Genomic DNA, 25850 nt, shown 5'->3' on the forward strand with positions numbered 1-25850 from the left:
GCCATGACCGAGATTACGAGGCTGCACCATCATCCCTGGCCCATAGCCGGGTAAATAAGGGAGTCCAATCGTCCCAGCCAGCAGCGCGATGGATATTGCGAATGCTTTGCATTTGCCTTAGTTAGCCAGCTGTTCTCGCGTATTTTGGGCGGCGACAGCAAGGGGGGCTAATGCCGCGTGCACACGCAGCGATCGATGTGGGGTCGCTTTACGACCAACACGTTGACTGGCTGCGTGCCTGGTTGCGCCGTCGAACGGAGTGTCCGCATCGTGCCGCGGATCTGGCGCAGGATACCTTCTGCCGCCTGATCGAGAAATCGACGGAATCCAGGATCGAGACTCCTCGCACCTTCCTTGCGACCATCGCGCGAAGGCTGCTTGTCGACGATGTCCGCCGCCGGGATGTGGAACGCGCGATCCTCGATGCGCAGGCGCTCCATGGCGCGAACGGCGAGGAGATCACACCGGAACGCATCGTTGAAGCTGCACAGTTTCTCGACATGGTGCTGCGTGTCCTCGAACGCTTGCCGGTACAAGCGCGGGAGACTTTCCTGCTACGCAGAATCGAAGGGCTTGGTCAGTCGGATATCGCGGAACGACTCGGAATTTCGATCAGCACCGTCAAGCGTCACATCGCTGCGGCTTATTCAGCCTGCGTAATCCTGGCCTATGCCGACTGAACACAAGCCAAGTCCCGTAGTGATTGAAACTGCCGCGCGCTGGGCTGCGCTTTTCGATTCCGAAGAGGTGAGTGATGCAGATCGGGCCGACTTCCGTGCCTGGGAAAGCGCGCATCCGTCGCACCGGGCGGCATGGAGTGCGATACGGGCTTTCGATCAGTCACTGGATGAAGCAGGCGATCTGGAACACGTCGCTTTACGGCAGGTCTCGCGGGATCGTCTGAAGCGCCGAAGGTCGGCCGCTGTCGCTGGACTTGCGGCGATGCTGGTTGTCGTGGGGTGGAGCGCGGCGCACTTTACGGGAAGCGGGGACGATACGGTACGCTACCAAACCGCGAAGGGCCAGGTGAAAACCGTGGCACTGGAAGACGGATCGGACCTTGTGATCGATACGGACGCGGTGGTGACAGTCGAATTGACGCGCTCCAAACGCATCGTGGAACTGGTCCGTGGACAGGTGTTCGTGTCTGTCGCCAAGGCACCGGATCGTCCCTTCGTTATCCGAACCGTCGATGGAACAGCGACAGCGCTGGGCACGGCCTATTCCGTGCGCCGCGATGATGCAGGCACCCGCGTTGTGGTAACCGCATCCCATGTGCGAATTTGTCCATCGGCTCTGCCGGACGCTTGTCGAACGCTCGGCCCCGGCGGACAGGCGCGCATCACCCCGGCCCGTGTCATCGGACTCGGCCGGATCGATCCTGCCCGAGCATCGCTTTGGACCAATGGCTGGCTGGAAGTGGATGACCGTCCCGTTGACGAGGTCCTCTCGGAAATCGCCCGTTATCGAAAGCATCCTGTCCGCTTCGATCCGGGGCAACTACGCGGACGGAACGTGACTGGGAGCTATCCCCTGAGCGAACCCGATCGCGCACTTTCCGGTGTGGCCGACGCTGCCGGCCTCACGATCAGGCATCAGCCCGATGATACGCTGGTGATCGAACCGCGATAATTTTTCATGAGGATTGAGCCATTCGGCGAACTCATCCGTCCCGTTCAGTGAAAGCAATTCATTGGCGGAAGTTTCATGTCTATTCTCAGGTCCAGCCTTGTGCGCAGCGCTGCGTCGATCGTCCTCCTATCCAGTTTTTCCCTTTCCGCCTTGCCCACGGCAGCGGCGCAGGAAGCGCCCGTCGCCATTAGCTTCGATGTGCCTTCGGGGCCGCTCGGTGCTGCTTTGGCGCGGTTGGGACGGCAGGCGGGCACGATGATATCCGTCGATGCCGATCTCGTGCGCGGGAAGGGCACGAAAGGGATAAAGGGGCGATTCCCGATCGGGCAGGCGCTTGAGTTGCTGTTAACCGGTAGCGGCCTTTCTGCGCAGTCGGACGGTCAAGGCGGCTACCGTCTGGTATCGCGGATTTCCCAGGAAACGTCGCGCGAACCTGGCCAGGATTCGATTATTGTTACCGCGCGCATCAACAATGCCGTGTCCGTCGGAAAGTCCGAGGCCGTGCTGCTGGAGACGCCGCAGTCGGTTTCCGTGGTCGATGCCAGCTTCATCGAGACGATGAACACCAAGACGATCAGTGAGAGCCTCGGCTACACCCCCGGCCTGGCGACACAGCCAGCCAGCTTCGCGCGTTCGGCGGACAACGTCTATCTTCGCGGATTTCCGGTAAATACGGCCGACGGCAGCATCTTGCTGGACGGCCTGAAGCCCCAGGCATCGACCTATGGAGGTGGCATAGAGCCTTACGCTTTGGAGCGGCTTGAAGTGATGCGCGGCGCGAACTCGGTACTCTACGGCCAGCTCGGTCCCGGAGGTATCATCAATGCGGTGAGCAAGCGCCCCTCCTTCACGCGCTTCGGAGAAGTGCGCGGCCAGTACGGCAGCTTCGAGCGCAAGGAGCTGGCTGCCGATTTCACCGGGCCCCTGAACGACCGCATTGCCATTCGCCTGACCGGTCTGATCCGCGATTCCCATACCGACATCGATTACATCAAGGACGACAAGCGCTTCATCGCACCGGCTCTGACCTGGCGTATCGGCGAGGGCACCGAACTGACGCTGCTTGGCAGCTACCAGGAAATCCGCATGAACTTCGCCGCGCCGCTGAGCGTTCAGCTGGTGACGGGACAAGGCCTTCCGCTCGGTGCGATTGCCCGCGACCGGTTCGTCGGGGAGCCCGATTTCGACCGCTACGATGCCGACCAGTGGACCGCCGGATACCGTTTCAGCCACCGCTTCTCCAACAGTCTGCGCTTCGAAAGCGCGCTGCGGTACTATGAAGGCAAGCTGGCCTGGGACTATCTTCAGGTAGGCGCCGTGACGACAGCGGGCAATCTCGCCCGTACGGTCAGCTATCGGCGCGAGAAGACCACGGCGCTGTCGACCGACAACCGCATCGCCCTGGATCTCGACACCGGCCCCGTGCGGCACGAATTGATGGCCGGTCTGGATGTCTATCTGCCGACCTACCGCAACGACCGCTTCCAGAACGGCTCGGTCACGCCGATCAATATCTACGAGCCGGTTTACGGCGCCGTGCCGGTCGTCGACATGCGGCAGAGCCGCAATCGCGGCGCGGACGTGCGCGGCCGCCAGATCGGCGGCTACTTCCAGGACCAGATGCGTCTGGGCGAATGGATCGTGGTTCTGGGTGGCCGTCAGGACTGGAGCCGCAACCGGACCAGATTGCGCGCAACCGGGGTTGATTCCGAGCAAAACGACGACGCGTTCACCTGGCGTACGGGCCTGGTCCACGCCGGCGAAAATGGCCTTGCGCCTTATGCGAGTTACGCCCGGTCGTTCGCGCCGCAGATAGGCACGACCTTCGAAGGCGGCCGGTTCGTGCCCAGTCGGGGAGAGCAGATCGAGGCCGGCATCCGCTACCAGAAGCCGGGGTCCAAGCTCTTGCTCAGCGCCGCTGCCTATCAATTGACGCAAACCAACGTACTGACCCCGGACACACGGCCCGAGGCTTCTGGCTTCAGCGTTCAGACCGGCGAAATACGCGTGCGCGGCTTCGAGACGGAAGCACAGGCGGAGGTCTTGCAGGATCTGAACCTGCTGCTGGCCTATGCCTGGTTCGACGCCGAGATCACGCGGTCCAACAATCCCGGAGAGCAGGGCCAGCGGCCCACTTTCGTACCCCGCCAGACCTTTTCGGCCTTTGCGGACTATCGGCTCGGCGCACTGGGTCTGACGAACGTGAAGACCGGGGCCGGGGTACGCTACGTCGGGCACAGCAATATCGTCGGTGCCTCGTTCGACAACGCGGCCTATGCGCTGGTCGATGCGATCGTCGAGTGGTCTCCCGGTCCGTGGCGCTTCGCGTTCAACGCGCGAAACCTGTTCGACAAGAAGTACACCTCCTGCCTTTCCAGTGGTGTCAACGCCTGTCGCTACGGGGATCCGCAGACTTTCACGGGAACGGTCGGCTACCGTTTCTGATCGCCGTGAACCCGCCCTCCGTTGTCATCGCCGGAAAGAAGGCGCCGAAACCGCGTTCGCGCTGGTGGCGCATTCATGCCTGGCTGGGCCTCAAGCTTTCGGTGTTCCTGACGGTGATCCTGCTGTCGGGCACGCTGGCCGTCATCGGCAACGAGATAGACTGGCTTGTCGATCCGGCCATGCGGGCCTCGCCGGGGCGGCAGTCTCAGGCAAGCTGGGGAACGATCGCCGGCAATGCCCTGGCCGCCGTTCCCGGCGGCCACATCGATCTGATCGAACGCGGGCCGGATCCCTGGTTCGCCACGGTCGTCGTCATGAAAGCCCCGGACGGGCACAGGCGCCGCGTCCTCGTCGATCCGGCGACCGGCACGGTCAACCGCGTTGCCGGATTCGGCGGCGCCCAGAGGTTTCTGCGCGATTTCCATCGCCGACTGATGCTGCCGATTGCTATCGGCTTGCCCCTCGTCACCAGTTTCGCCTTCGTGCTGCTGGCTTCCCTTGTAAGCGGCCTGGTCACCTACAAGAAGTTCTGGCGCGGCTTTCTGCGTCGGCCCCGCTGGCGAGACTGGCGCACCGCCAGCGGTGATCTGCACCGTTTGGCGGGTTTGTGGAGCCTGTGGTTCCTGTCCCTCGTGATCGTGACGAGCATCTGGTATCTCGTAGAACTGCTGGGGGCATCTGCGCCGGTGCTGTTTCCCCTCGACCCGGCGTCGCAGACCGACCGTCCGCAGGCACAGCCTGTCGGCGAAGCGCTGGATCGCCTGGCGGAACGGGCGAGTGGAAGCTTCCCGGATCTCGATATTCGCCGCGTTCAGTATCCGTTCCCCGGTGTCGGCGCGGTCGGCTTTCAGGGAGACGCGCAATCCTGGCTGACCACGGAGAAAGCCAATGCCGTCTGGGTCGATCCAGACACATCCCGAGTAGTGGCGAGGATTGAAGGGAAAGCCCTGTCTGCCCACCAGCGCATCTCCGAGATGGCCGATCCGCTGCATTTCGGCACATGGGGCGGCCTTGCAAGCAAGATCGCCTGGTTCTTCTGCGGGTGCCTGCTCACCGGATTAGCTGTGACGGGTATTATTATTTACGCATCGCGATTGCGCGGCGCTTGGGGTGTCGCTGCGAGAGGGATTTCCTGGTGGGGGCTGGTCGGCTGCGCATTCCTTGTCGGCGCTCTTCTTATGGCACCGTCCGTCCTGATGGGGTAGCCAGTCTGTCTGTGCCGCTCGATCGCGAAGGCGGTTCCATCGATCGGCACCTCACTTTCCGGATTGGATTTCGGCTTCCAGGAAAGTCCGGATCGCGCTCGCGGCTCGCAGCCAGGCCGGCTCGTCCTCGAGCACCAGGTGATTGAGGCTGTCGAGCTGCACGAACTGCGAATGAGGAATAGTCGCAGCCAGGCCTCTTCCCGACGAGAACGGAATAACCGCATCCTTGTCCGAATGAAGCACCAGGGTAGGCGTTACGACCCGAGGCACCATGTCCCGCACGTCGATCTTCCCAAAGGCTTCCTGAAGCCTCACGGCATTCTCGGGCGATGCCGAAACCTTCTGGAGTTCGTTGAACCAATCGGCCGCTTGAGGCGGCATGTCGGGAAAGAAGAGCGAGGTGAACATCTGGCGGAATGCCGGATTGTTCCTGCCCCAGCCCGTGCCGGTCAGCGTGACCATCGCCCGGCGCATCGTGACCTCGTCGGGGGTGTCGCGCAGTTCCCATCCCAGAGCATAGCCGCCGTAGAGGACCAGCTTACGGACCCTGTCCGGATTGCGCACTGCATAGGCGATCGCCACGCTGCATCCCTGCGATACGCCGAACAGATCGAAGGTCTCCAGCCCGGCCGCATCCACGACGCTGGAAAGATCGTCGACGAAAGCCTCGAACCCGATGTCGCGGACGTTCCAGTCCGACAGCCCATTGCCCCGCTCGTCATAGCGGAACAGGGTGCGGTACTGCGTCAGATTGCGTATCCAGTGCTGCCAGACGGGGCTGTCGAAATCGTGTTCGAGATGGTTGAGCCAGTTCGCGGTCTTCACAAGCGGTGGACCGCTGCCGACGCTCGAATAGGCCAGCCCGGTTCCGTCCCGGGCCGTGCAGAAGCGCACTTGCTGGTACAGTGGCGGCTCCAGCTCAACCTTGGCGTCTGCCGGGGCGCTGCCGCCGGACGGTCCGATCTTCGTGCGAAGCTGGCCGGGAACACGCAATTCAGCCGCATCGAGTGCGCGAATGGCCGCGCCGCGCTGTTGCTCTGCCTCCTGCACCCGCCCGCTTGACCGCAAAAGGTCGATCATCGTGGTGCGGGCGATCGCGTCGTAGGGATCGAGCGCCGACCAACGCCGCGCCAGTGCAAGGGCCTGCTCGCGCCTCTCCTGCTGTTCCGCAAAGCGGCCGACCAGTTCGCGCAGGATGGTCAGTTGCCAGCGCCGCGTATCCTCCCGCATCGCCATCAGCCAGCCCTGGAAAGTGTCGCAGGCCCGCATCTCCGCGCCTTCCAGAAACTCTCCCTCCGGCGCGACGGCCGCTTCGAGGATTTCGGAATTGACCTTGCGCACATCGCCGCCGGCGACCTCGCGCAGTTTTCGCCAGTCCACGCAGATGTCCGAAGAATCGAGCGAGACGGTCTCCCCCTCGGCTATCAGCCGGACGCGATCCGCGTCATCCACGAGGGGGCGGATCTTGGAAAGGCTCCAGCGCAGCGCGCCCCGGGGATCGTCAGGCAGGTCCCACAACAGACCGCACAAGTGCTCCCGCCTTGCCGGGCGGTCGGTGGCGGCCAGATAGGCGAGAAGCGCCCGCGTCTTGCGGGAAGAAGGAAGTGAAACGCCTTCGCCCTGGCGGCGCAGCGCCATGGGACCGACAAGATCAAGGGCAATCCGCACCTTCATCTACCCTTCCTTGCTGCCCCCCAGCAGCCATCCGCGCGTGGTAAATTAGCAGATCGAGCTTCAAACGCCAATTTCCACGCCGCTTCCCACGCCGACTCTCACGAGGCCGCCGCACAACATTCCTACCGGCCCAATCGGGGGCCAGGGATCAAAGCGAAAGGCCCATTCCATGAACACTGCCCTTCAAGCATTCGCCCGCTGCGCCGCACTCGGCCTGCTGGCAGCGCTGACCTCCAGCCTCGCCGTCAGCACCGCCGTCGGCCCCCTTGCCGGCGCCTTCGCGCTGGCCTGACGGCTAGATCGTCCTCAGCGGAGAAACCGCCCATGTACGCAACCTTTTCCTATGGCGACGTGCTCGCATCGTCGCAGAAGGCCGCCTGGCAGCTCGACGACGTGCTGCCAGGCGATGCCGAGCTGGATTTCACCCGCCCGTTCCTGCCGGAAACCCTGGCGCGAACGGGTGACTCCGGGCTTCCGGACCGCGAGCGCCTGCTCCTCAACCAGATCAGGGCGCACGAATACCTGGCCCTGTTCGGGCTGGTCGAGGAGTTCATCCTGCCCTTCGTGCTCGATCACGCCCGGCCGCTGCTGAACGGCGACGACCTGCGCGTGCGCGCGCTTCTGCAATTCGCAGGCGAGGAGGCCAAGCATATCCACCTCTTCCGCCGCTTCGCCGATACCTTCTCGCGCGGCTTCGGTGAATCTTGCCCGGTGATCGGGCCGGCCGAGGCCATCGGGCGCGCCGTCATGGCGCAGGCCCCGCTCTCGGTCGCCCTAGCCATTCTGCATATCGAGTGGATGACGCAGGCCCATTACCTCGAATCCGTGCGCGGCGATCGCCAGATCGAAGCGCGGTTCAAGAGCCTGCTGCGCCACCACTGGATGGAGGAAGCGCAGCACGCGCGGCTAGATACCCTGATGGTGGAGGCACTGGCCGAAGGTCTCGATGCTACAGAGATCGAGGCCGGATTTCGCGGCTATCTCGATATCGTCGACTTTCTGGACGGCGGGCTGGCCCAGCAAGCGGCGATGAACGTCGCCGTGCTGGAGAGCCGGACCGGATCGCTGGCGCCGGACACGAGAGAGCGGCTGGTTAAGCAGCAGCATCAGGCATCGCGCTGGACTTTTCTGGGTTCGGGCATGGCCCATCCCCGCTTCCGCCAGACGCTGACCCGGCTTTCGACCGAATTCGTTGCCCGGCTGGACGCCATCGCCCCCGCCTACGCCTGACTATTCAATAGCGAAGAAAGGAAATCACCATGGAACATTCAGTGCCGCATGTCGTCAACGGGATCGATCTTGCGACCCTTTCCGACGTCGTCGCCGCCATTCAGTCCGACCCGGGCACCGCTCGCGTCGGCTTCCGTGTCACCACGCACTGGTCGGGACGGACGCGCAGCGAGTCCGTGATCGAAGCCTATGAACTGGCCGGCGAAAGGATCGAAAGGCGCTTCAAGATTGTCGCTGACGAGCCCGAAGAGCTTCTGGGCACGAACAGCGCGCCGAATCCACAGGAACTGCTGATGTCGGCCCTCAACGCCTGCATGACCGTGGGCTACGTCGCTCAGGCCGCGGTGCGCGGCATCGCGCTGGACCGGCTGGAGATCGAGACCGCCGGGCAGCTCGACCTGCGGGGATTCCTGGGGCTCGATGACAGCGTTCCGGCCGGCTATCGCCAGCTCGACTATACCGTGCGCATCGGCGGCAACGGCAGCATCGAACAGTTCCGCGACATCCATGAGGCGGTGATGAAGACCTCGCCGAACTTCTTCAATCTGGCCCAACCGATTTTCATGAACGGCCGCATCGAAGTGCTGACTGGCGATTGCGGGGGTGGTGTTTAGTGACGCTATTCCATGTCCTTTCCGTGAAGTCTTAATGGATACGGCCGTTTCCGGCAAAACGGAGGACATGGCAAACACGCAGGCATTGCTTCGCAACGTGTTCGCTCTTGCCATGTCTTCTCGCCGTGTCGGCATGATGTCCCAGTGGGGCCGGTCCAGGTGCCGGCCCACTTCTGCATGGGGCGACTGGCAAGAGGTCGCGTTGTTGCCGATCGCGCATAAGCAGGCTGGCATACCCGTTCGCGGGAAACTCGAAGAGCAGTCAATCTTCAAGCCATTTTGTAGCGATTACGGCATCGCTCAGAAATGCCAGCGCAGATTGCCCAGAACCCGGCGCGGCTGGCCGTACCAGCCCGAATTGAAGAAGCCGACGTTGCGGTAATAGGTCTTGTCGAGCACGTTGGTCGCGTTCACGCCCACGCTGACATTGGGCGAGAGATCGTAGCGCAGCAGCAGGTCGAGCAGGAAGTAGCTGCTCTGCGAGACATTCCCCGTTGCCGTTACCGGCTGTCCGTTCGCCTGGAACGCGCCGGTGGGGATCGGCATGGCGCGGTAGATCCGGCTCTGCCAGGTTCCGCCGCCGCCCAGCGTGAGCGCGCCCAGCTTGTAGGTGGTGTTCAGCTTGGCCAGATGCTGTGGCGTATCGGGCGAGAAGCGGCTGCCGTCGGCGTTCTCGCTGTGCACGTAAGTGTAGCCGCCGGCGACCCGCCAGTCGGGCGTGATCGAACCGGCGATTTCCAGTTCCGCACCCCAGGTCTTGACCCCGCTGACTGCCCGGTAGGGTGTGCTGCCGTCCGGCAGCGGCGTCGCACCGGTCAGGAGTTCGGCAACATTGTCCTGCTTCATGTGAAAACCGCTGAGTGCGGCATAGAGCTTCTTGTCGAAGAACTCGCCCTTCAGGCCGAATTCGTAGTTGCTGCCCGTCAGCGGTGCGAGCTGGTCGTTGTTGACGTCTCGCTGGCTCTGCACGGTGAAGACCTGCGCATAGCTGGCGAAGGCTGAGATCTGCGAGGTCAGGTCCCAGACGACACCGGCATAGGGCGAAAACTTGTTGTCTCCGCTTTTCGCTGTGCGGGTCAGCGCGCCCGGATCGGTCGTGGTGTTGTAGGTGCGCGTCGTCGTGTCGGCATCGGTATAGCGGCCGCCGAGGATGACTTTCAGCCCGTCGAAGGGATTGAGGCGCAGGGCGCCGTAGATGCTGGTCTGGCGGGTGCGGTCGGTGCTCGATGCGAAGCCGCGATCGGTGGTGGAGGGACGCGAAACGTCGCCGTCCCAGGTGAAGATGCTGGGAAACGCCGTGTAGGTCGTCGTGCCCACCCGGAAGGTCGAAAGACCGTAGGCAGGCGTCAGCGTGGTCGCGCCGGTTTCCAGTTCGCGGTTGTAGTGGTTGACGCCGAAGACCAGTTCATGGTCGCGCCCGAGCAGGCGCAAGGGACCGGTCGCGTAACCGTCGAAGGAATCCTCGCGGGTATGTGAGATGCCGTAAGTGTTGACGACGTTGAGGCCGAGGCCGGTCTCGCGATCCGGGAAGAAAGTGCTGTTGGAACCGGCGAACAGCAGGCTTTCGGTATCGGTCCAGCGGTGGTTGTAGGCGGTGCGGGCGACCCAGCGGCCGATCTCCTGTTCGAGAACGGCGAAGGCATTGGTGTTTTCGCGCTGCCAGTTGTTCCAGCGCGCGGCGGCGCTGTAGGAGCGGGGCAGGTCGGTGCGGGTGCCGTCGCTGAAGAACAGCGGTACCCCGCTCCACGAGCCGCCCCGGCTGTCGGTCTTGAGATAGTCGACACCGGCGCGCAGGCGGGTGGTTTCGGTAATGTCCGCCTCGACGACGCCGTAGAGGCTGGGTGAGGTATCGTGCTGGAAATCGACGTAGCTGTCCTTGCTCGTGTAGGCGGCGACCGCACGGGCGCGAATCCGGCCGCTGGCAATCACCGGGCCGCCGACATCGGCCTCTGCACGGACGTAATCCCACGAACCATAGTTGAGGCTGACGTTCGCCTTGAGGTCGTTGGTCGGCCGCTTGCGCACGAGGTTGATCGTGGCCGAAGGATCGCCCGTCCCGGTGACAAGCCCGGCGGCGCCGCGCACGACCTCGATGCGCTCGAATATAGAGGTATCGGGCATGACGCTGTTGCCGCTGGCGCCGACGTTGAAGTTGGATGGCACGCCGTCGAGCTGGAAGTTCGTGATGGTGAAGCCACGGGCCTGGAAGCGGGTGCGATTGCTGTCATAGGACTGGACGGAGACACCGGGCGTCTGCTCCAGCACGTCCTGCACGGTGATGAGATTGAAGTCCTCGATCCGCTGGCGGGTGATGACGGTGACCGACTGCGGCGTTTCGCGCAGCGATAGCGGCAGCTTGGTAGCGGTGTTGGTCTCGCCGGTCTGGTATCCGTCGCTCTGCCCGGTGACGAGGATTTCGTCGATGCGGCTCTCTGCGGTGCCGTCGGTCTGGTGGCCGGTCTGGCTGCCCGTCTGAGCGTGGGCGCCGGTTGCGGCCATTCCCGAAACGGCCAGCGCGATCCACGCGGTGCCAGGGGCGATGGCTCGCCGCATCGTTGTGAACATGGTTCCTCCTGTTTGGAAATTGTGCTGTTGCCGCCCCATCACGTCGCACCGCAGGGGTAGGGCGCGCTTATTTGTCTTGCGAGGCATTCGCAATAATGCGAGTGGCGATTTGGCCCGATCGGCACTTCTTTGGCCCGATCGGAATCTTCCACCCGTTCTCCTCCTCCCTTCCGACGTCTGCAGATTGCCATGAACCGAGCGAAATCCCGAACCGATCAGTTGCCTCCCGTGGAGGTGACCAGTGCAGACTTGTGCCGTGACGGTGCCGTCGTCGCGTTTCGGGGGCGCCAGTCGAATGGCTATTACGACCCGCCGCATACCCATGATCGCGGGCAGTTTTCCTATCGAATCGAAGGCTTCTCGGTAGTTCAGACGCCGGGCCGGAGCATCTTCCTGCCGCCCGGGCGGGGCGTGTGGATTCCGGCTGGCGTCGTGCATGATGTGACCTGCCGCGGGCCGGCAGCCTATAATGCCTTTTACGTCGCCCCCTCGGTCGCGTCGCAGCCGGATAACGTGCGCGTCATCGCGGTTTCACCTCTGCTTCATGCATTGGTGGAGTGCCTGCTGAACGAAGAGACATCGGCTCATGCGGAGCGGCATGCGCTGATGGCGCAGCTTATCCTTGATGAAATCGGGCAGGCCGCGGATATCGGCGCAACCGCTCCGGTCATGGCGCTGTCCCCGCGCCTGCGCGCCTTGTGCGATCGCCTCTATATGGATCCGGCGAGTCCACTCGACCTCGATGCCTGGGCGGCAGACGTGGGCATGAGCCGCAGAAGTTTTACCCGCGCTTTTCGCGAGGAAACCGGACTCTCGCCGGGCAAGTGGCATCAGCAACTGCGCATGCATCATGTCGACGGGCTGCTGTCTCAAGGACTGACTCTGCAGCAAGCCGCTTTTCAACTCGGCTATAGCGGCGTTGCGAGCCTTGGGCGCGCTTACAATCGTGTCTTCGAGGCATTCAGTTAATCATCTAATCTCCTTGTTTAACGCCCAGGTTTCCCTGCAATCAGCTACAATTGAGCCTATCCCGGCTATGGCTCAAGGCTTTTGTCCACGCGAACTAGCACTACTTTGGCAGAAGTATGATTTTTGGGATTCCCATGTCGCTGATTGCGTGATTCATGGGGAGCCAGCTTTGACGGAGGCTGGCGATGGACGAAGACTGGCAGGCGGATCTTGAGCGTTGGCTGGCGCCTTATCTGGAAGCCTTGGGGAACAAGACGCGGCGTCGAATGTGCCCAGCCTATATTGCTGGTCTGATCGGACCCGGTGATCGCAAAAGCATCCAGCCCATGGCAGCCCGCTCTTATGCGATCCCTTATGACCGGCTTCATCATTTCATCGGGGCCGGTCTGTGGGACAGCGCCCCGTTGGAAGCGACCTTGTGGAGCCAGGCGGATGAATTGGTTGGTGGCGATAGAGCCTGGCTGATCATCGACGACACTGCCTTGCCAAAGAAGGGCAAGGCCTCGGTTGGCGTCGCGCCGCAGTATGCCACGGCGCTCGGGAAGAATGCCAACTGTCAGACGCTGGTGTCGGTGACGCTGGCTTCGAGCGAAGTTCCGCTCATGCTGAGCTTGCGACTGTTCCTGCCGGAAAGCTGGACAAGCGATACCGCTCGCATGGACAAGTCGGGCGTGCCTGCTCCTTTGCAGGAATATCGCACCAAGCCCGAGATCGCGATCGAGGAGATCGATCGCATCATCGCTGCCGGCGTGCGCTTCGGCTGTGTGCTGGCTGATGCCGGTTATGGGCTGTCGGCTCCGTTCCGGCAGGCGCTGAGTACACGCGGCCTCTGCTGGGCTGTCGGCATCCCCAGGCACCAGAAGGTCTATCCGACCAACGTGCAACTGATCTTCCCGGTCGCAGGCCGCGGTCGCCCTCGGGTACGGCATGTGCCGGACGTCAAATCCATGGCCGCGCACGCGATGCTCGAAACTGCGAAGTGGTGGCAGGTCAGTTGGCGCAAGGGAACCAAGGGACGACTGACGGCCCGCTTTGCGGCCATGCGCGTGCGCATTGCCGATGGTGCGCCTCAGCGGATCGGCTCTGCCGGGGCCCAGCACATGCCAGGTGAGGAAGCCTGGCTGGTGGGTGAGCATCGCTCGAATGGCGAGCGAAAATACTATCTCTCCAATCTGCCCCGCGACACTCCGATCAAGGCTCTCGCAGGCGCGATCAAAGCGCGCTGGATCTGCGAACAAGCGCATCAGCAACTCAAGGAAGAATTGGGGTTGGATCACTTCGAAGGACGATCCTGGACTGGACTTCACCGCCATGCCTTGATGTCGATGATGGCCTACGCCTTTCTGCAGTCTCGAAGGCTCGCTCAGGCGGGGCGGAAAAAAAAGAGTCCTTGGCCCGCCTCCCCAACCCACCTTGCCGGCAGTGCGCCAGGCCATCCTTGACCGCCTGTCTCGCTCACCGCCGGAGCAATGCCCTCACTGCGGATGCAACCTCATCAGGCATTCCAGCAAACTTCTGCCAAAGTAGTGCTAGAGACGGCCTTGGGCGCGGCAACCAAAAATTACTCTGCGCGTTTGCGTCATGGCATGCCGCGCGAGGGAAGTGGAATTGTTGTCAAGCGGGTCTCTGGAAGACTTCTTTCCTGGCCAGTCGGAGATGGCTCGCCGGATGCGAGAGTACGATTGGAGCACCACCGCTCTGGGCGACCCGTGCGATTGGCCGGAGGCGCTCAAGATTCCCTTGCGCATGTTACTGACATCGCGGTTCGAGATGTGGCTGGGCTGGGGAGACGACCTGCTGTTCTTCTACAACGACGCCTACATCCCGACGCTGGGCATCAAGCATCCAGACATGTTGGCGAAACCCTTCAGAGAGGTCTGGGCGGAAGTCTACGATGACGTCGCAGATCAGGTCGAGAAGGTTCGGACGGGTGAAGCGACCTGGAACAGCGCCCTGCTTCTTTTGCTCGAACGCAGCGGCCATCCCGAAGAGACCTATCACAGCTTTTCCTACAGCCCGCTTTATGGTGTCGGTGGGAATGTGGAGGGTCTGCTGTGCATTGTCAGCGAAGAAACCGAGCGCGTCATCGGCGAGCGCCGCCTTGAGACACTAAGGCGTCTGGGTGCCAATCTTGTCGGCGCCATGGACGACGCCGAAGTGCGAGCCGCCGTCTGCGATGCCTTTGCGAGTAACCGGCACGATTTTCCCTTTGTTCTGTTCGCGTTCGACGAGGCGCAGGGCACCCGATACGTGGCGTGCACGCCTGACGCGGCCGGTATCGCGGGACACGACTGGGATGACGGCATCAGCGCACCGTCCGGTCAGCCCCGACGCGTGGCGCTGCCAGGTGATGTTCCCTGGCCCGTCGGCGCCTGGGAGATCGCCCCGCGTGAAGCGCTCGTCGTCCCGATCCCCGGCCCCGGCGATCAGCCGGCCTTCGGATCACTTGTTCTTGCCCTAAATCCTTATCGCCGCGACGAGGAGGGCTTGGCCGACTTTGCTCGTCTTATCGCTGGGCAGGTAAGCGGAGCACTCGCAAACATCGCAGCGCTCGATGCAGAGCGGCGGCGGGCCGATCGGATCTGGCTTCACAGCCGCGACCTGGTCGTGGTTGTCGATGCCGATGGGGTCTTCCGCGCGGTCAGCCCATCCTGGACCCGGATATTCGGCTTCCATGCGCAAGACGTGGTCGGAAAACCCTTTGCGGATTTCATCGTCGCTGACGATCTGGCTCCCAGTAACGAGGCACTCGCGACTGCGCTGAGCGAAGGGGATCTGGTCGGGTTCGAAAACCGGTTCCGCACCGTTGATGGAGGATCGCGCTGGGTCTCCTGGCATACTGCAATGGAAGACGGGCTGGTTTACGCCTACGGGCGCGACGTAACCGAACAGAAGTTCGCCGATGAGGCTTTGGCGGCGGCCGAAGACGCTTTGCGACAGGCTCAGAAAATGGAAGCGGTAGGGCAGCTGACCGGCGGCATCGCTCACGACTTCAACAACCTCCTGCAGGGCATAAACGGATCCCTTGAAATCATGCAGAAGAGGCTGGAGCAGGGGCACACACGAGACGTTTTGCGCTGGCTCGAAGGCGCGAAGAGTTCAGCGGATCGGGCGGCCGCACTCACGCATCGTCTGTTGGCTTTCTCGCGCCGCCAGCCGCTCGACCCGCGTCCCGTGTCAATCAATCCGCTGATCGGTTCGATGGAAGATCTGCTCGGCCGCACATTGGGCGAAGACATCGCAGTCGCCATCGATTTCGAAAGCGATCTGTGGCGCACGCGCTGCGATCCCAATCAACTGGAAAGCGCGATACTCAACCTGGTGATCAATGCGCGTGATGCGATGCCTGATGGCGGACGCCTTACGATCGAAACCCGCAATTGCCGTTTTGATAAAGCCGAGGCTGCGGGCCGAGGCGAACTAGCGCCCGGCGACTACGTGTGCATCAATGTCGAGGATACCGGCGTCGGAATGGACAAGGCAACGATCGAACGTGCGTTCGAGCCGTTCTACACGACGAAGCCGTTAGGGGAGGGCACCGGTCTGGGGCTGTCGATGATCTACGGTTTCGCTCGGCAATCGGAAGGCCGGGTCGAAATAGTCTCCGAACTTGGCCGGGGCTCCAGGATCAGCATTTATCTGCCGCGCTGCATGAGCGAAGATCCGGCTCAACCGGTGGTAGCCGCTCAGGAACCGAATGCGGCAGTGGCTTCAGGCGAAGTGGTTCTTGTCGTGGAGGACGAACCGGTGGTACGCGGCCTCATAAAAGAAGTACTTGGAGACCTTGGGTACCGCGCTCTCGAAGCGACGGACGGCCCCGAGGGGCTGAGAATCCTTCAATCGGCCGAGAGGGTGGACCTCCTTGTGACGGATATCGGATTGCCGGGATTGAACGGCCGCCAGATTGCGGACGCCGCGCGCGTTGACAGGCCCGATCTCAAAATCCTTTTCATGACGGGTTACGCCGAAAATGCGGCGCTGCCGACAGGATTTCTTGAACGGGGAATGGCGATGTTAACCAAGCCCTTCACGATGGATAAATTTGCTCGCCAAGTGCAATCGATGATTGAATCTGACGGTAATAGCTGCGGATGATCGCCGCATTCGGGGCCGCAATGGTGCGAGGTGGGGGTGCGTTATAACCGAACGATATGGCCGCAGTTTTGAGGCTTGCGAGAGTTGTTTTACGAGAGCGCTATCCTCCGCAGAGCTCAGGAAAACTGACACTACCGCGATACAGTTAGCCGACATTCCGTTTGCTATGTACGCTCTCTTGGTCGTTTCGTCAGCGCTATAATCTTCCCAGAACCTGACGATCAGCAATTCCGGGGTTCCATAGATCCGGGGGCGCTGGGAAGTTTCCGGCATTCCGCCGCTGCCCCCTAGATGTCGGATATCGTGGGCATCTGTCTTATTTGTAATTTACATCGCTATATCAAGTCATTCTGAGCTTTTATCTGGTCATCGGATCAATTTACACCGAGCTCGAACTCAGCGGTAGTCCATTCGTACTGTAATCAATCTCCCTTAAGTTTCACGACCTGCTCGATAATTCCACATGGAGCCCAGCCATCGACCGTGGAGGCTTCCATGCGGATCGTGTCGCCAAAGGCCATGAAGGGTGTCTTTGGCTTGCCGTCGCGGATGATCTCGATGGCGCGCACTTCGGAGATGCAGCTGGAGCCGACTTCGGCGTAATTTGCGTTGGAGACGGTGCCGGAGCCGATGATGGTGCCGGCCACGAGCTCCCTCGTACGCGCGGCGTGGGCAATGAGATCGTGGAACCCGAAGTCCATCGCGGCGCCGTTGGCTCGTCCGAAGGGCCTGCCATTCCATTCGACGGTGAGGTCCATGCAGACGCGTCCGTCTCGCCAGGCCTCGCCCAGCGCTGTGGGTGTGACCGCAAAGGGCGCCATTGAACAGGGCGGTTTGGCCTGAACCCAGCCAAAGCCCGTCTTCATCTCGACGGGTGCGATGGCGCGCAGCGACCAGTCGTTGATCTGCACAACCAGTTTGATGTGGCCCAGCGCCTGCTCGGGGGTGATGCCCATCGGAACCCTGTCGACGATGACGCCGAATTCGCCTTCGAAGTCGATGCCATCCGCCTCGTTGGCGAACGGTACGGGATCGCCCGGGCCATAGAACCGATCCGACATACCCTGGTACATCAAAGGGCGGTCGGTCTCGATCGGCGGCAGGTTGAAGGCGATCTGCATCAGTTCGCCGTGCGTGCCGAAGGCCGAGCCATCGAGCCATTGCCAGGAACGCGGCAGCGGTGCGCGCAGCAGTGCGGGATCGAAGGCTTCGCCGTGGCCTGCGTTCACCCGTTTGGCCAACGCAAACAGCACCGGCTCGGCCGCGCGCCAGTCGGTGATGGCGGCCAGCAGGTTCGGGATATCCGCTGCGAGCGCCCGCGCGCCATCGGCAGAGACGACCACCAGCTGCCCGTCGGGCGACCCGTTCGCTATGGTTGCAAGCCGCATTCGCTCAGTCCTCGAAGATCGCGACGGCGCGGGTCCAGCCTGCAGACGCGCCCTTGATCTTGTGCGGGAAGCAGGAGACCGTGAAGCCGTGGCCGGGCAGCACTTCCAGATTGTGCAGCTTTTCGAGGTGGCAATAACCGATGTCGCGCCCCGCCTTGTGGCCTTCCCAGATCAGCGAGGTGTCGCCGGTTTCCTTCACCTTCTGGGCGGTGTGGCTGAACGGTGCATCCCAGCTCCAGGCATCGGTGCCGGTTACGCGCACACCGCGCTCGGTCAGGTACATCGTCGCTTCGTATCCCATGCCGCAGCCCACGTTGACGAAGTCGGGGCGGCCCAGCGCCTTGCCCGCTGCGGTGTTGACCAGCACGATGTCGAGCGGCTGCAGATCGTGCCCGATCCGCGCCAGTTCGGCCTCGACGTCCTTGGCAGTGACCACGTAGCCGTCAGGGAAGTGCCGGAAATCCAACTTCACGCCAGGCTGGAAGCACCATTCGAGCGGCACCTCGTCGATGGTGATCGAGCGCTCGGGCTTGCCGTCCTTGCCGTTCATGGTCGGGTGGAAGTGATAGGGCGCATCGAGGTGCGTGCCGCTGTGGGTGGTCAGCCTGACCCATTCCGACGCCGCGAAACCGGCGCCGTCGGGCGTATCCGCGGCGGTGACGCCGGGGAAGAACATGTCCAGTTCGCCCGCCGTGTCCATGTGGGTCTGGTAGGTAATTTCGGGTTTCAGGAACGGCGGGTCACTGACCACGTCGTTGCAGAGCGTGATCGACAGATCGACGAAACGGCGGGTCATGGGCATCCTTCCTTTATTTTGTTGACGCGCCGCCCCGGAGGAGAGGGTGGGGCGGCGCGCCGTTTTTGCCGGCGGCATTCCGCCGCCGGAAGCTATGATCCGCTCAGGCTGTTCTGCTACCAAGGGTCTCGGCGAACCAGTCGCTGATCAGATCGCGGCCATAGGCCATGTTGTCCGCGCCGACGTGCTCGACGCCGCCTTCGCGGGGCGTGAAGATCACTTTCTCCCGGCGCGGCGAATTGACCAGCTGGTCATAGAGATCGTCGGCGTAGCCCACGCTGATCTGGCGATCGTTGGCGCCGTGGGTGACGAGGAACGGCACGCGGATAGCATCCATGTGGCCATTGAGGTTCATCGCTTCGGATTTCGCCAGGAAGTCCTCCTGCCCCTCTGCTCCGAACGCCCAGTGGACGTGCGCCCAGTAGTGCGGCACAGGATTCTCGCCCTCGCGCGCCATGCGCTTGTCCTGCACTTCGCGCCAGTTGTGGTTGGCGCCCCAGACCGCGCCGCTGGCAAAGCGCGGCTCGTAGGCAACGGCGCGCGGCGCGAAGTGACCGCCGAGCGAGATTCCGGTCATGCCGATCCGTACTGGATCGACATCCGGCTGCTGCTCCAGCCAGTCGACCGCCTTGCTCGCCCAGTTTTCGGAATGCGGATCGACAGGCAGGCCTTGCAGGCGCAGCGCTTCGCCCGAACCGGGCTGGTCGACGCAGAGCGTGGAAATGCCGCGCCGCGCCAGTTCTTCGGGCAGGCGGGTCCAGTAGAGCAGTTCCTTGCAGCTATCGAGACCGTTGCAGAACACCACGACCGGCTTTGGCCCTTCGCCGGGCGCGCGGGTGAACAGCGCGGGCATCGTGCCGGTCTCCAGCGGGATTTCCACGCGCTCGCGGTTGAGCTTGCCCAGTTCGGTCGAGCGGTCGAAAGCCTTGCGCGCCCTTGCATACGTCTCCGTGCGGCCAGGGTGCCCGTGGCCCTGCATACGCTCGGCGGTGATGAGATAGAGCGAGGCGCGCTCCAGCTTGTTGGAGGCGGAGAACGCCCGGCCCTTCGCCTCGTCCTCGGCGGCGAGATCGAGCAGCTTGTCGCCCATCGCCGCCCAGGCCTTCATGAACTGCGGGGTTCCGGCATCGGCGCCGTTTGCCGCCGCATCGCGGATCGGTTGGCACATGTCGATGATCTCGCCGAGCTGCGCGCCCGATTCCATCGCGATCGCGACCGACAGGTTCCAGATGTAGTTCGGGAAATATTCGAAGAGGGCCACCGATCAGACCTCCGCCGCCTGGAACAGCCGCGCGTCGGGCTTGGGATGCGGCATGGTCTGCGGACCGCCCACCCCGATACCCCACTGGTCCATGACAAACGGCCCGGGAACGTGGACCTTGTCGAGGTGGTTCTCGAAGTCGACTTCTTCCAGTTCCGAGCTGTACTCGACGGCGAAGCCGCCCGGCGTAACAAAGTAGCTGAAGGTGTTGTTGCCTGCCGTGTGGCGGCCCGGACCCCAGCGGATATCGGTGCCGTGCTGCTTCAGACGATGCGCACCGCGGAACATGTCGTCCACCGTCAGCATGTCGTAGGCGACATGGTTGAGGCACGGCGGCCCGGGCAGGATGGCGACGCGGTGGTGCGCTTCGTTGCAGCGCAGGAAGCACATGAAGTCGCCCAGCCAGTCGCTGACCTTGAAGCCCAGCACATCGGTGAAGAACTTCACCAGCGCCTGGTGATCCGGCGAGTGCATGACGATATGGCTGATCTTGACCGGCATGCCTTCCCAGCGCTCCATCGATCGCTTGGTCGAACGCTCGACATCGGCGGAGATTTCAAAAGGCAGACCATCGGGTGAGAAGAAGCGGAAGCCATAGCCGCCGCCCGGTGCGGTGAGATCACGGGGGCCGTGAATCATCTTGCAGCCTGCTGCGACGACCTTGTCGTGCAGAGCATCGACGTCGGCACGGGTATCTGCTGCGAACGCCATCACTTCGACGTAGCTGGCATCGGCCTTGTGCAGGCGCACGACGTGATGTTCATCGTGGCCCTGCGTCTTGAACCATGCCATGCCGTCTTCTGCTGCCACTTCGGTCAGGCCCCAGTCGTCGATATAAAAGGCGCGTTCGGCGTCGAAGTCCTCGACACCATATCCAACATAGCGGATTTCGGTTACTCGGGTCATGGGTCAGTCCTTGCGTAATCAAATGGGCTGCGAGACGACGGCAAACATCTCGGCTGTAGCTTTGTGGTTATCGACCGGCGGCCCCTTGCCGATCTGGCCGCGGCAGATCTCCAGCGACTTCTCGACGATATAGCGGCAGCGTTCGAAACGGCGGTCGCGGTAGGCGGTGAAGGCGGCCTCGGGATCGTCATGGCGACCGAGTTCCTCGGCCAGCACCAGCGCGTCCTCGATCGCCATGCCGGCGCCTTGCCCCAGATGCGGCGTCGTCGCGTGGACGGCATCGCCCAGCAGCACGACCCGGCCCGCATGCCAGGGCCCCTCGACCATCAGCCCCTCCAGCGGGCGATAGACAACACCGGCATCGTCGGTGATCTGCGCGGCCAAGGCCTGGATCTGAGGCGCGGTGTTCGCCAGCTTCGAGCGCATCGCGGCGGCGAGTCCCTCGCGCGGATAATGCGGGTTACCCGGCTCGGGGCTGGTGGCGAAGAGGTACATCTGCTCTGCGCTCATCGGTACCAGGCCGACGCCGATCGGGCCGTTGTAGACGTGCAGGGCGTCGAGATCGGCCGGGCGCGGGAAGTTGTAGCGCCATACCCCCTGACCGGTAAACTCGGGAGCTGCGGCATCGGGCAGGATCGCCTCGCGCGTCTGCGAGTAGACTCCATCGGCGCCGACGACGAGATCGAACCGCTGGGTGCTGCCGTCCGAGAAATCCACAGCGACGCCTTGCCCGTAGTCATCCAGGCTCGTGGCGGTTACGCCAAGCCGGATCTCGGCACCCAGCGCCTTCGCGCAGTCGCCCAGGACCTTTTGCAGGGCGCGTCGGCCGATGCCGACGTTTGCCGGCTTGCCCGGCACCAGACTGGGGGCGGGAATACGCGCCACCCGCGTGCCGTCGGGAATATAGATTTCCACTGCGTCGAAGCCGCAGGCGGCTTCCAGAAACGCGTCGAGGACACCAAGCTGGTCCATTGCCCGCACGACATTGGCCTGCTGGATGATGCCGACACCGTAGACAGACCACTCCGGGTCGCGCTCGATCACCGTTACCGCATGGCCCGCACGGCTGAGCGCGATTGCTGCGGAAAGACCGCCGATCCCGCCGCCGACCACCAAGATCCCGTAGCTTTCCAAAAGTGCCTCCACCCAACATTCGTTCTGATGTAGGTGTACCGGGCAGCTACGAATATTAGAAATCTATTGTTTCTATCGCAATCTATCGTGCGTGATTATGGATTGGTGAACGTTTGTTCGCGCAGCAAGCCCTTCAGCCAGCGCAGACCCTCGTCGGCGTGCCGTGTGGCATGGTTCTGCATCATCTCACGCATCAACGGGAATTCGAACGGGAGGTCGCACATCGCCAGGGGATAGCTGCGGCACATCCTTCGCGCGAGACGTGCCTGCATCAACGCAAGTCGACGGGTTCCGGTCAGCAACAATGGGATGGTCAGGAAGGAGTGCGTTTCCACTTCGATCCGCCGGGACATTCCCATCACCGACATCTGCCGATCTGCGAAGGCGGGCATCCGCTGGGCACCGATCCGTACCCCGACATGCCCCGCCTGAAGAAAGCCATCCAGGGTCAGCGGCGCCTGCATTAGCGGATTGCCCTCCCAGCCCACGACCACATGCGTTTCCTCGAACAGCAGTTCGCTGGGATGCTCGCCTGTGATGTAGTAATCGGGCGAGATCAGGAGATCGACGCGCCCCTCGGCGATTTCGATGCCGCCTTGTTCGGATGGTGCGGCAAGGTCCAACATGATCCCGGGAGACTGCGCCGAAAGGCGTTCGACCAGGGGGACGATGAGGGAGGCGATGACATAGTCCGACGCGATCAGCCGGAAAGTGCGCCTTGCGGTGGCGGGGTCGAACTGGCTGCGGTTCGCCAGCATCGATTCCACGCCGCGCAACACTTGGCGGACCTGCGGGATCATCCCTTCGGCGAACGCGGTGGGAAACATGCGCTTGCCCTGAACGACAAGGATGTCGTCGCCGAAGAATTCCCGCAGCCGTGCCAGTGCCGCGCTCATTGCAGGCTGGCTGAGATTGAGTTTGCGCGCGGCTGCCGAGACGCTGCGCTCCTGTATGAGCACGTCGAGGGCGCTGAGAAGATTAAGATCGAGCCCTCGAAACCGCATGCATCCATCTCCTGACTAGGATTTCAGCATATCGAACCGTTTCATGGATGCAAGTCTGTGGACCGGCGCGCGCTTCACTCCGGCCCACAGTTCGCCTCAACCTCGATCGCGATCCTCCAGGATCAATTCAGCCGCACGCCAGCCGATGACCATGGCCGGCCCGTTCGTATTGCCTGCCGGAGGAACCGGCATCACCGAACAATCGACCACGCGCAGGCCATCGATGCCATGGACCCGCAGGCGTCCGTCGACCACGCTGTCACCAGCATCGCCCATGCGACAGGTGCCGGTGGCGTGCACGCCCGGGCTGGTCAGCCATTCGAGGGCCTTGCCGATTTCTTCGTCGGACTCAACCGCGGTACCGGGCACGACCTCCTCGCCCACAAACCTGGATAGTGCCGGCTGCCGCATGTAGCGGCGGACGAGGCGAACCATCTCGGTCAGGAACGCCTTGTCGGCCGGATCGCCCCACCAGTTCGCATCGACGTCGATCATGTCGCCGACTTCGGCCGAGCGGATGGACACCGAACCACGGCTCTTGGGGCGCAGGGCGATCGCATTGACCGTGATCCCCGGCCTGTCCTCCAGCGCGCCTCGCCCAGGATCGGCCTTCATTTCCTCATGCGATCGCATGGAGAATGGCCCCACGCCGAACTGGATGTCCGGCCAGTCAGTGCGGCCCGTGCTGGACAGCAACGCGGTGACTTCGGGCGACGTATAGGCCATCAGGCCCTTCCGGGTGAGGTAGTACTGGAGCACATGCTTCATGATGCGCCAGCCCGAGAACTGGTGGTTCACGCCCTTGTCGCCGTTGAGGCGGAACGACATTGAGAACATCGCATGGTCGGCAAGATTGCGCCCCACCGCTGCCAGATCATGCCGCACGGGAACGCCTGCTGCCTTCAGCACCGATGCCGGGCCTATGCCGGACAGTTGCAGCAGCTTGGGGCTCTGCAACGCGCCTGCGGACAGGATGACCTCCCGTGCGGCGGCAATCGTCTGGGGCCCGGTGGCGGTGCGTATGCGCACGCCATTTGCTCGTGAACCATCGAGGACCACGCTTTCGACCAGCGTGTCGGTCATCACCGTCAGATTGGCGCGGCGCATCGCGGGTTTGAGGAACGCCTGATAGCTCGATGCGCGCCGTCCACGGCGGTTCACGGTCGCCTGCGTATAGCCGATACCGGTGGTGCCCGGCGTGTTGATGTCGGCGAGGCGGGGCAAACCCATCTCGACGCCGGCCTCGATCGTCGCGGCGATCGCCGGCGAACGATAGGGCAGCTGCGTGACCTGCAGCGGTCCATCGCGCCCTCGCGTGGAGTTCGCACCGGCGCCGCGATAGCTCTCCATCTCGCCGAAGCAGCGCGAAATCTCGCTCCATTTCCATTCGGAATTGCCCGCCTGTGCCCAGCCGTCGTAATCTGCGGGCATTCCTCGCAGATACCAGGTGCCGTTGGTGGAGCTGGATCCGCCCAGACCGCGGCCATAGGGCCAGACTTCGCCTGCCGGTCGGCCTGCCTGTTCCTTGATAGGAAAGTGCCAGAAATGGGTGGGGTTGCCGAACATCTTCATGAAGGCGCGGGGCATGTTGACCAGTTCGGTCTCGTTGTCGCCCCCGGCTTCGATCAGGAGGACGGTGCTCTTGCCATCCGCGCTGAGGCGATCCGCCAGGACGCAGCCCGAAGAGCCGGCACCGACGATGATGTAGTCGAACTGACGGGAAGTCATGACGAAGCGAAAACCTTATCTGCGGCACGGCCGCTTGGGAGAATGAAGAATGCGAGCAGCGCTGCGGCCAGCGTCACATAGCCCATGACGACCATTGCCGGCACAAGGCCGCCCGAAAGGTCGCTGACAAGGCTGACAATCGGACTGCACAAGAAGGTGCCGGAGAAGAACGCAGTGGCCCAGATACCCATGCCGCGCCCACGCTGTTCGAGCGGAAGAATGGCCTGGCCCCACGCGAGTAGCGTCGGAATGACCATACCGCCACCGAGCTGCTGGATGGCGGCGCCGATCGAGACGAGCTGCCAGCTCTGTCCCAGACCGATCACCAACTGACCCGCGCCGATCAGCAGTGCCGCCAGACCGAGAAGCTGGCCGATGCCGCGGTCATGCAACCGGCGGTACAGGAATGCGCCGGCGATGTACGTCAGGCTCGTCGCGGCCTGGATCAGCCCGATCTGGGTGGCGGAACCCGCACCGCGCTGATCGAGCACGCGCGAGATATTGAGCGGCTCCACATAGTAGAGCACGGAGGCTGTCAGCGTGACGGCGCCGATGATGGCCGCCTCGCGCCAGGGAAAGCCCAAACGCCGGGGGGCGGCCTGCGTTCCTCGGCCGGCGCTTTTAAGCGGCTCGTCGATGAAGAGGATGGCCATGACGAGGCCGGGGATCGCGGCCAGATAGATGCCGAAGGGCCCCCGCCAGCTGACGTCGGCCAGGGCGCCGCCCACGGCGATCAGGCCGGTTCCGGCGATCGAGGTGGCAACGCCGACCCATGCCACCCAGCGGTGACGCTTCTCGCCGAAATAGTCTCCGATCAGGGCGCTTGAAATCGTGATCGCGAATGCCTCGGCGATGCCCAGGAAGGCCCGGCTGACCATGATGACCACCAGATCGCTGGCGAACAACGGCACCACGCCCGCCGCGACATAGAGCACCATGCCGCCGATGAAGCTGAGGCGACGGCCATATCGATCGGCGATGATGCCCGCGATCGGAGCGAACAGGGCTGCGCACAGCGATGGAACGGTCACGATCGCCGGGATCAGGAACCCGGCTGCTGGAATATGCCCGAACTGCGCAAAGAGTTTGGGTATCGCGGGGAACAGTGACACGATCGCCATGACCGGCAGGATCTGTGCGTATATGAGGGTGATACCCTTCGCCGGCGTTCCCACGCCTGCTGTCGCTGACTTCGACATTAACC

20 protein-coding genes are annotated in these 25850 nt (G+C 63.0%); 10 read left to right on the plus strand and 10 right to left on the minus strand.

Going from position 1 to position 25850, the window contains the following annotated elements; genetic code table 11:
• Nucleotides 1-170: 170 nt before the first annotated feature.
• The 4 genes from AC4D6D_RS19880 (at nt 171) to AC4D6D_RS19895 (ending at nt 5282) form a co-directional block, all read left to right on the plus strand.
• On the plus strand, nt 171-680 hold the full coding sequence (locus tag AC4D6D_RS19880; RefSeq protein WP_491328739.1) for a sigma-70 family RNA polymerase sigma factor: 510 nt from the start codon (nt 171-173) through the stop codon (nt 678-680).
• Between the two features lie 19 nt (nt 681-699).
• Nucleotides 700-1632 carry a FecR family protein gene (locus AC4D6D_RS19885; RefSeq protein ID WP_491328740.1) on the plus strand — a complete coding sequence of 311 codons (933 nt, stop codon included), beginning with the start codon at nt 700-702 and terminating at the stop codon, nt 1630-1632.
• 75 nt (nt 1633-1707) lie between these two features.
• The gene (locus AC4D6D_RS19890; RefSeq protein ID WP_491328741.1) at nt 1708-4077 is read left to right on the plus strand and encodes a TonB-dependent siderophore receptor; all 2370 of its coding nucleotides are present in this window, start codon (nt 1708-1710) and stop codon (nt 4075-4077) included.
• Between the two features lie 71 nt (nt 4078-4148).
• Nucleotides 4149-5282, plus strand: a complete 1134-nt coding sequence (locus AC4D6D_RS19895) for a PepSY-associated TM helix domain-containing protein (protein WP_491328779.1) — start codon at nt 4149-4151, stop codon at nt 5280-5282.
• 51 nt (nt 5283-5333) lie between these two features.
• Here the strand turns inward: AC4D6D_RS19895 and AC4D6D_RS19900 are convergent, their stop codons facing one another.
• Nucleotides 5334-6956, minus strand: coding sequence for a bifunctional AfsR/SARP family transcriptional regulator/alpha/beta hydrolase (locus tag AC4D6D_RS19900; protein ID WP_491328742.1), 1623 nt, complete (start codon nt 6954-6956; stop codon nt 5334-5336).
• A gap of 169 nt (nt 6957-7125) precedes the next feature.
• Between AC4D6D_RS19900 and AC4D6D_RS19905 the strand changes: the two genes are divergently transcribed.
• The 3 genes from AC4D6D_RS19905 to AC4D6D_RS19915 are packed head-to-tail and all read left to right on the plus strand — an operon-like array spanning nt 7126 to nt 8800.
• On the plus strand, nt 7126-7248 hold the full coding sequence (locus AC4D6D_RS19905; RefSeq protein WP_491328743.1) for a hypothetical protein: 123 nt from the start codon (nt 7126-7128) through the stop codon (nt 7246-7248).
• A 32-nt stretch (nt 7249-7280) separates the two neighbouring features.
• The gene (locus AC4D6D_RS19910; RefSeq protein WP_491328744.1) at nt 7281-8186 is read left to right on the plus strand and encodes a hypothetical protein; all 906 of its coding nucleotides are present in this window, start codon (nt 7281-7283) and stop codon (nt 8184-8186) included.
• Nucleotides 8187-8215: 29 nt separating this feature from the next.
• Nucleotides 8216-8800, plus strand: a complete 585-nt coding sequence (locus tag AC4D6D_RS19915; protein WP_491328745.1) for an OsmC family protein — start codon at nt 8216-8218, stop codon at nt 8798-8800.
• Between the two features lie 300 nt (nt 8801-9100).
• On the opposite strand, the gene AC4D6D_RS19920 is transcribed toward AC4D6D_RS19915, so the two are convergent.
• Complete coding sequence (locus tag AC4D6D_RS19920) at nt 9101-11365, minus strand: TonB-dependent siderophore receptor (protein WP_491328746.1); 2265 nt, start codon at nt 11363-11365, stop codon at nt 9101-9103.
• A 234-nt stretch (nt 11366-11599) separates the two neighbouring features.
• Here AC4D6D_RS19920 and AC4D6D_RS19925 point away from each other — a divergent pair, with 234 nt between their 5' ends.
• The 3 genes from AC4D6D_RS19925 to AC4D6D_RS19935 all read left to right on the plus strand — a co-directional run bounded on the left by AC4D6D_RS19925 (nt 11600) and on the right by AC4D6D_RS19935 (nt 16429).
• The gene (locus AC4D6D_RS19925) at nt 11600-12334 is read left to right on the plus strand and encodes an AraC family transcriptional regulator (RefSeq protein WP_491328747.1); all 735 of its coding nucleotides are present in this window, start codon (nt 11600-11602) and stop codon (nt 12332-12334) included.
• 185 nt (nt 12335-12519) lie between these two features.
• Nucleotides 12520-13776 carry an IS701 family transposase gene (locus AC4D6D_RS19930; RefSeq protein ID WP_491327331.1) on the plus strand — a complete coding sequence of 419 codons (1257 nt, stop codon included), beginning with the start codon at nt 12520-12522 and terminating at the stop codon, nt 13774-13776.
• Between the two features lie 226 nt (nt 13777-14002).
• Nucleotides 14003-16429, plus strand: a complete 2427-nt coding sequence (locus AC4D6D_RS19935) for a PAS domain-containing protein (protein ID WP_491328748.1) — start codon at nt 14003-14005, stop codon at nt 16427-16429.
• Between the two features lie 422 nt (nt 16430-16851).
• Here AC4D6D_RS19935 and AC4D6D_RS19940 read toward each other — a convergent pair whose 3' ends face one another.
• The 8 genes from AC4D6D_RS19940 to AC4D6D_RS19975 all read right to left on the minus strand — a co-directional run bounded on the left by AC4D6D_RS19940 (nt 16852) and on the right by AC4D6D_RS19975 (nt 25845).
• Nucleotides 16852-17817, minus strand: a complete 966-nt coding sequence (locus AC4D6D_RS19940; RefSeq protein WP_491328749.1) for a fumarylacetoacetate hydrolase family protein — start codon at nt 17815-17817, stop codon at nt 16852-16854.
• A gap of 4 nt (nt 17818-17821) precedes the next feature.
• Nucleotides 17822-18613: a cyclase family protein gene (locus AC4D6D_RS19945; RefSeq protein WP_334185825.1), complete on the minus strand. Its 792-nt coding sequence runs from the start codon at nt 18611-18613 to the stop codon at nt 17822-17824.
• Between the two features lie 103 nt (nt 18614-18716).
• On the minus strand, nt 18717-19874 hold the full coding sequence (locus AC4D6D_RS19950; protein WP_491328718.1) for an alpha/beta hydrolase family protein: 1158 nt from the start codon (nt 19872-19874) through the stop codon (nt 18717-18719).
• A 3-nt stretch (nt 19875-19877) separates the two neighbouring features.
• Nucleotides 19878-20780: a VOC family protein gene (locus tag AC4D6D_RS19955; protein WP_491327272.1), complete on the minus strand. Its 903-nt coding sequence runs from the start codon at nt 20778-20780 to the stop codon at nt 19878-19880.
• Nucleotides 20781-20798: 18 nt separating this feature from the next.
• Entirely contained in the window at nt 20799-21914 is a 1116-nt protein-coding gene (locus tag AC4D6D_RS19960; protein ID WP_491327273.1) for an FAD-dependent oxidoreductase, read from the minus strand.
• 95 nt (nt 21915-22009) lie between these two features.
• Nucleotides 22010-22918, minus strand: a complete 909-nt coding sequence (locus AC4D6D_RS19965; RefSeq protein ID WP_491327274.1) for a LysR family transcriptional regulator — start codon at nt 22916-22918, stop codon at nt 22010-22012.
• 96 nt (nt 22919-23014) lie between these two features.
• Nucleotides 23015-24646 carry a GMC family oxidoreductase gene (locus tag AC4D6D_RS19970; RefSeq protein ID WP_491327275.1) on the minus strand — a complete coding sequence of 544 codons (1632 nt, stop codon included), beginning with the start codon at nt 24644-24646 and terminating at the stop codon, nt 23015-23017.
• Entirely contained in the window at nt 24643-25845 is a 1203-nt protein-coding gene (locus AC4D6D_RS19975) for an MFS transporter (protein WP_491327276.1), read from the minus strand. The genes AC4D6D_RS19970 and AC4D6D_RS19975 overlap by 4 nt, the downstream gene beginning before the upstream one ends.
• Nucleotides 25846-25850 lie beyond the last annotated feature (5 nt).

This window comes from Novosphingobium sp. BF6 (assembly GCF_058273105.1).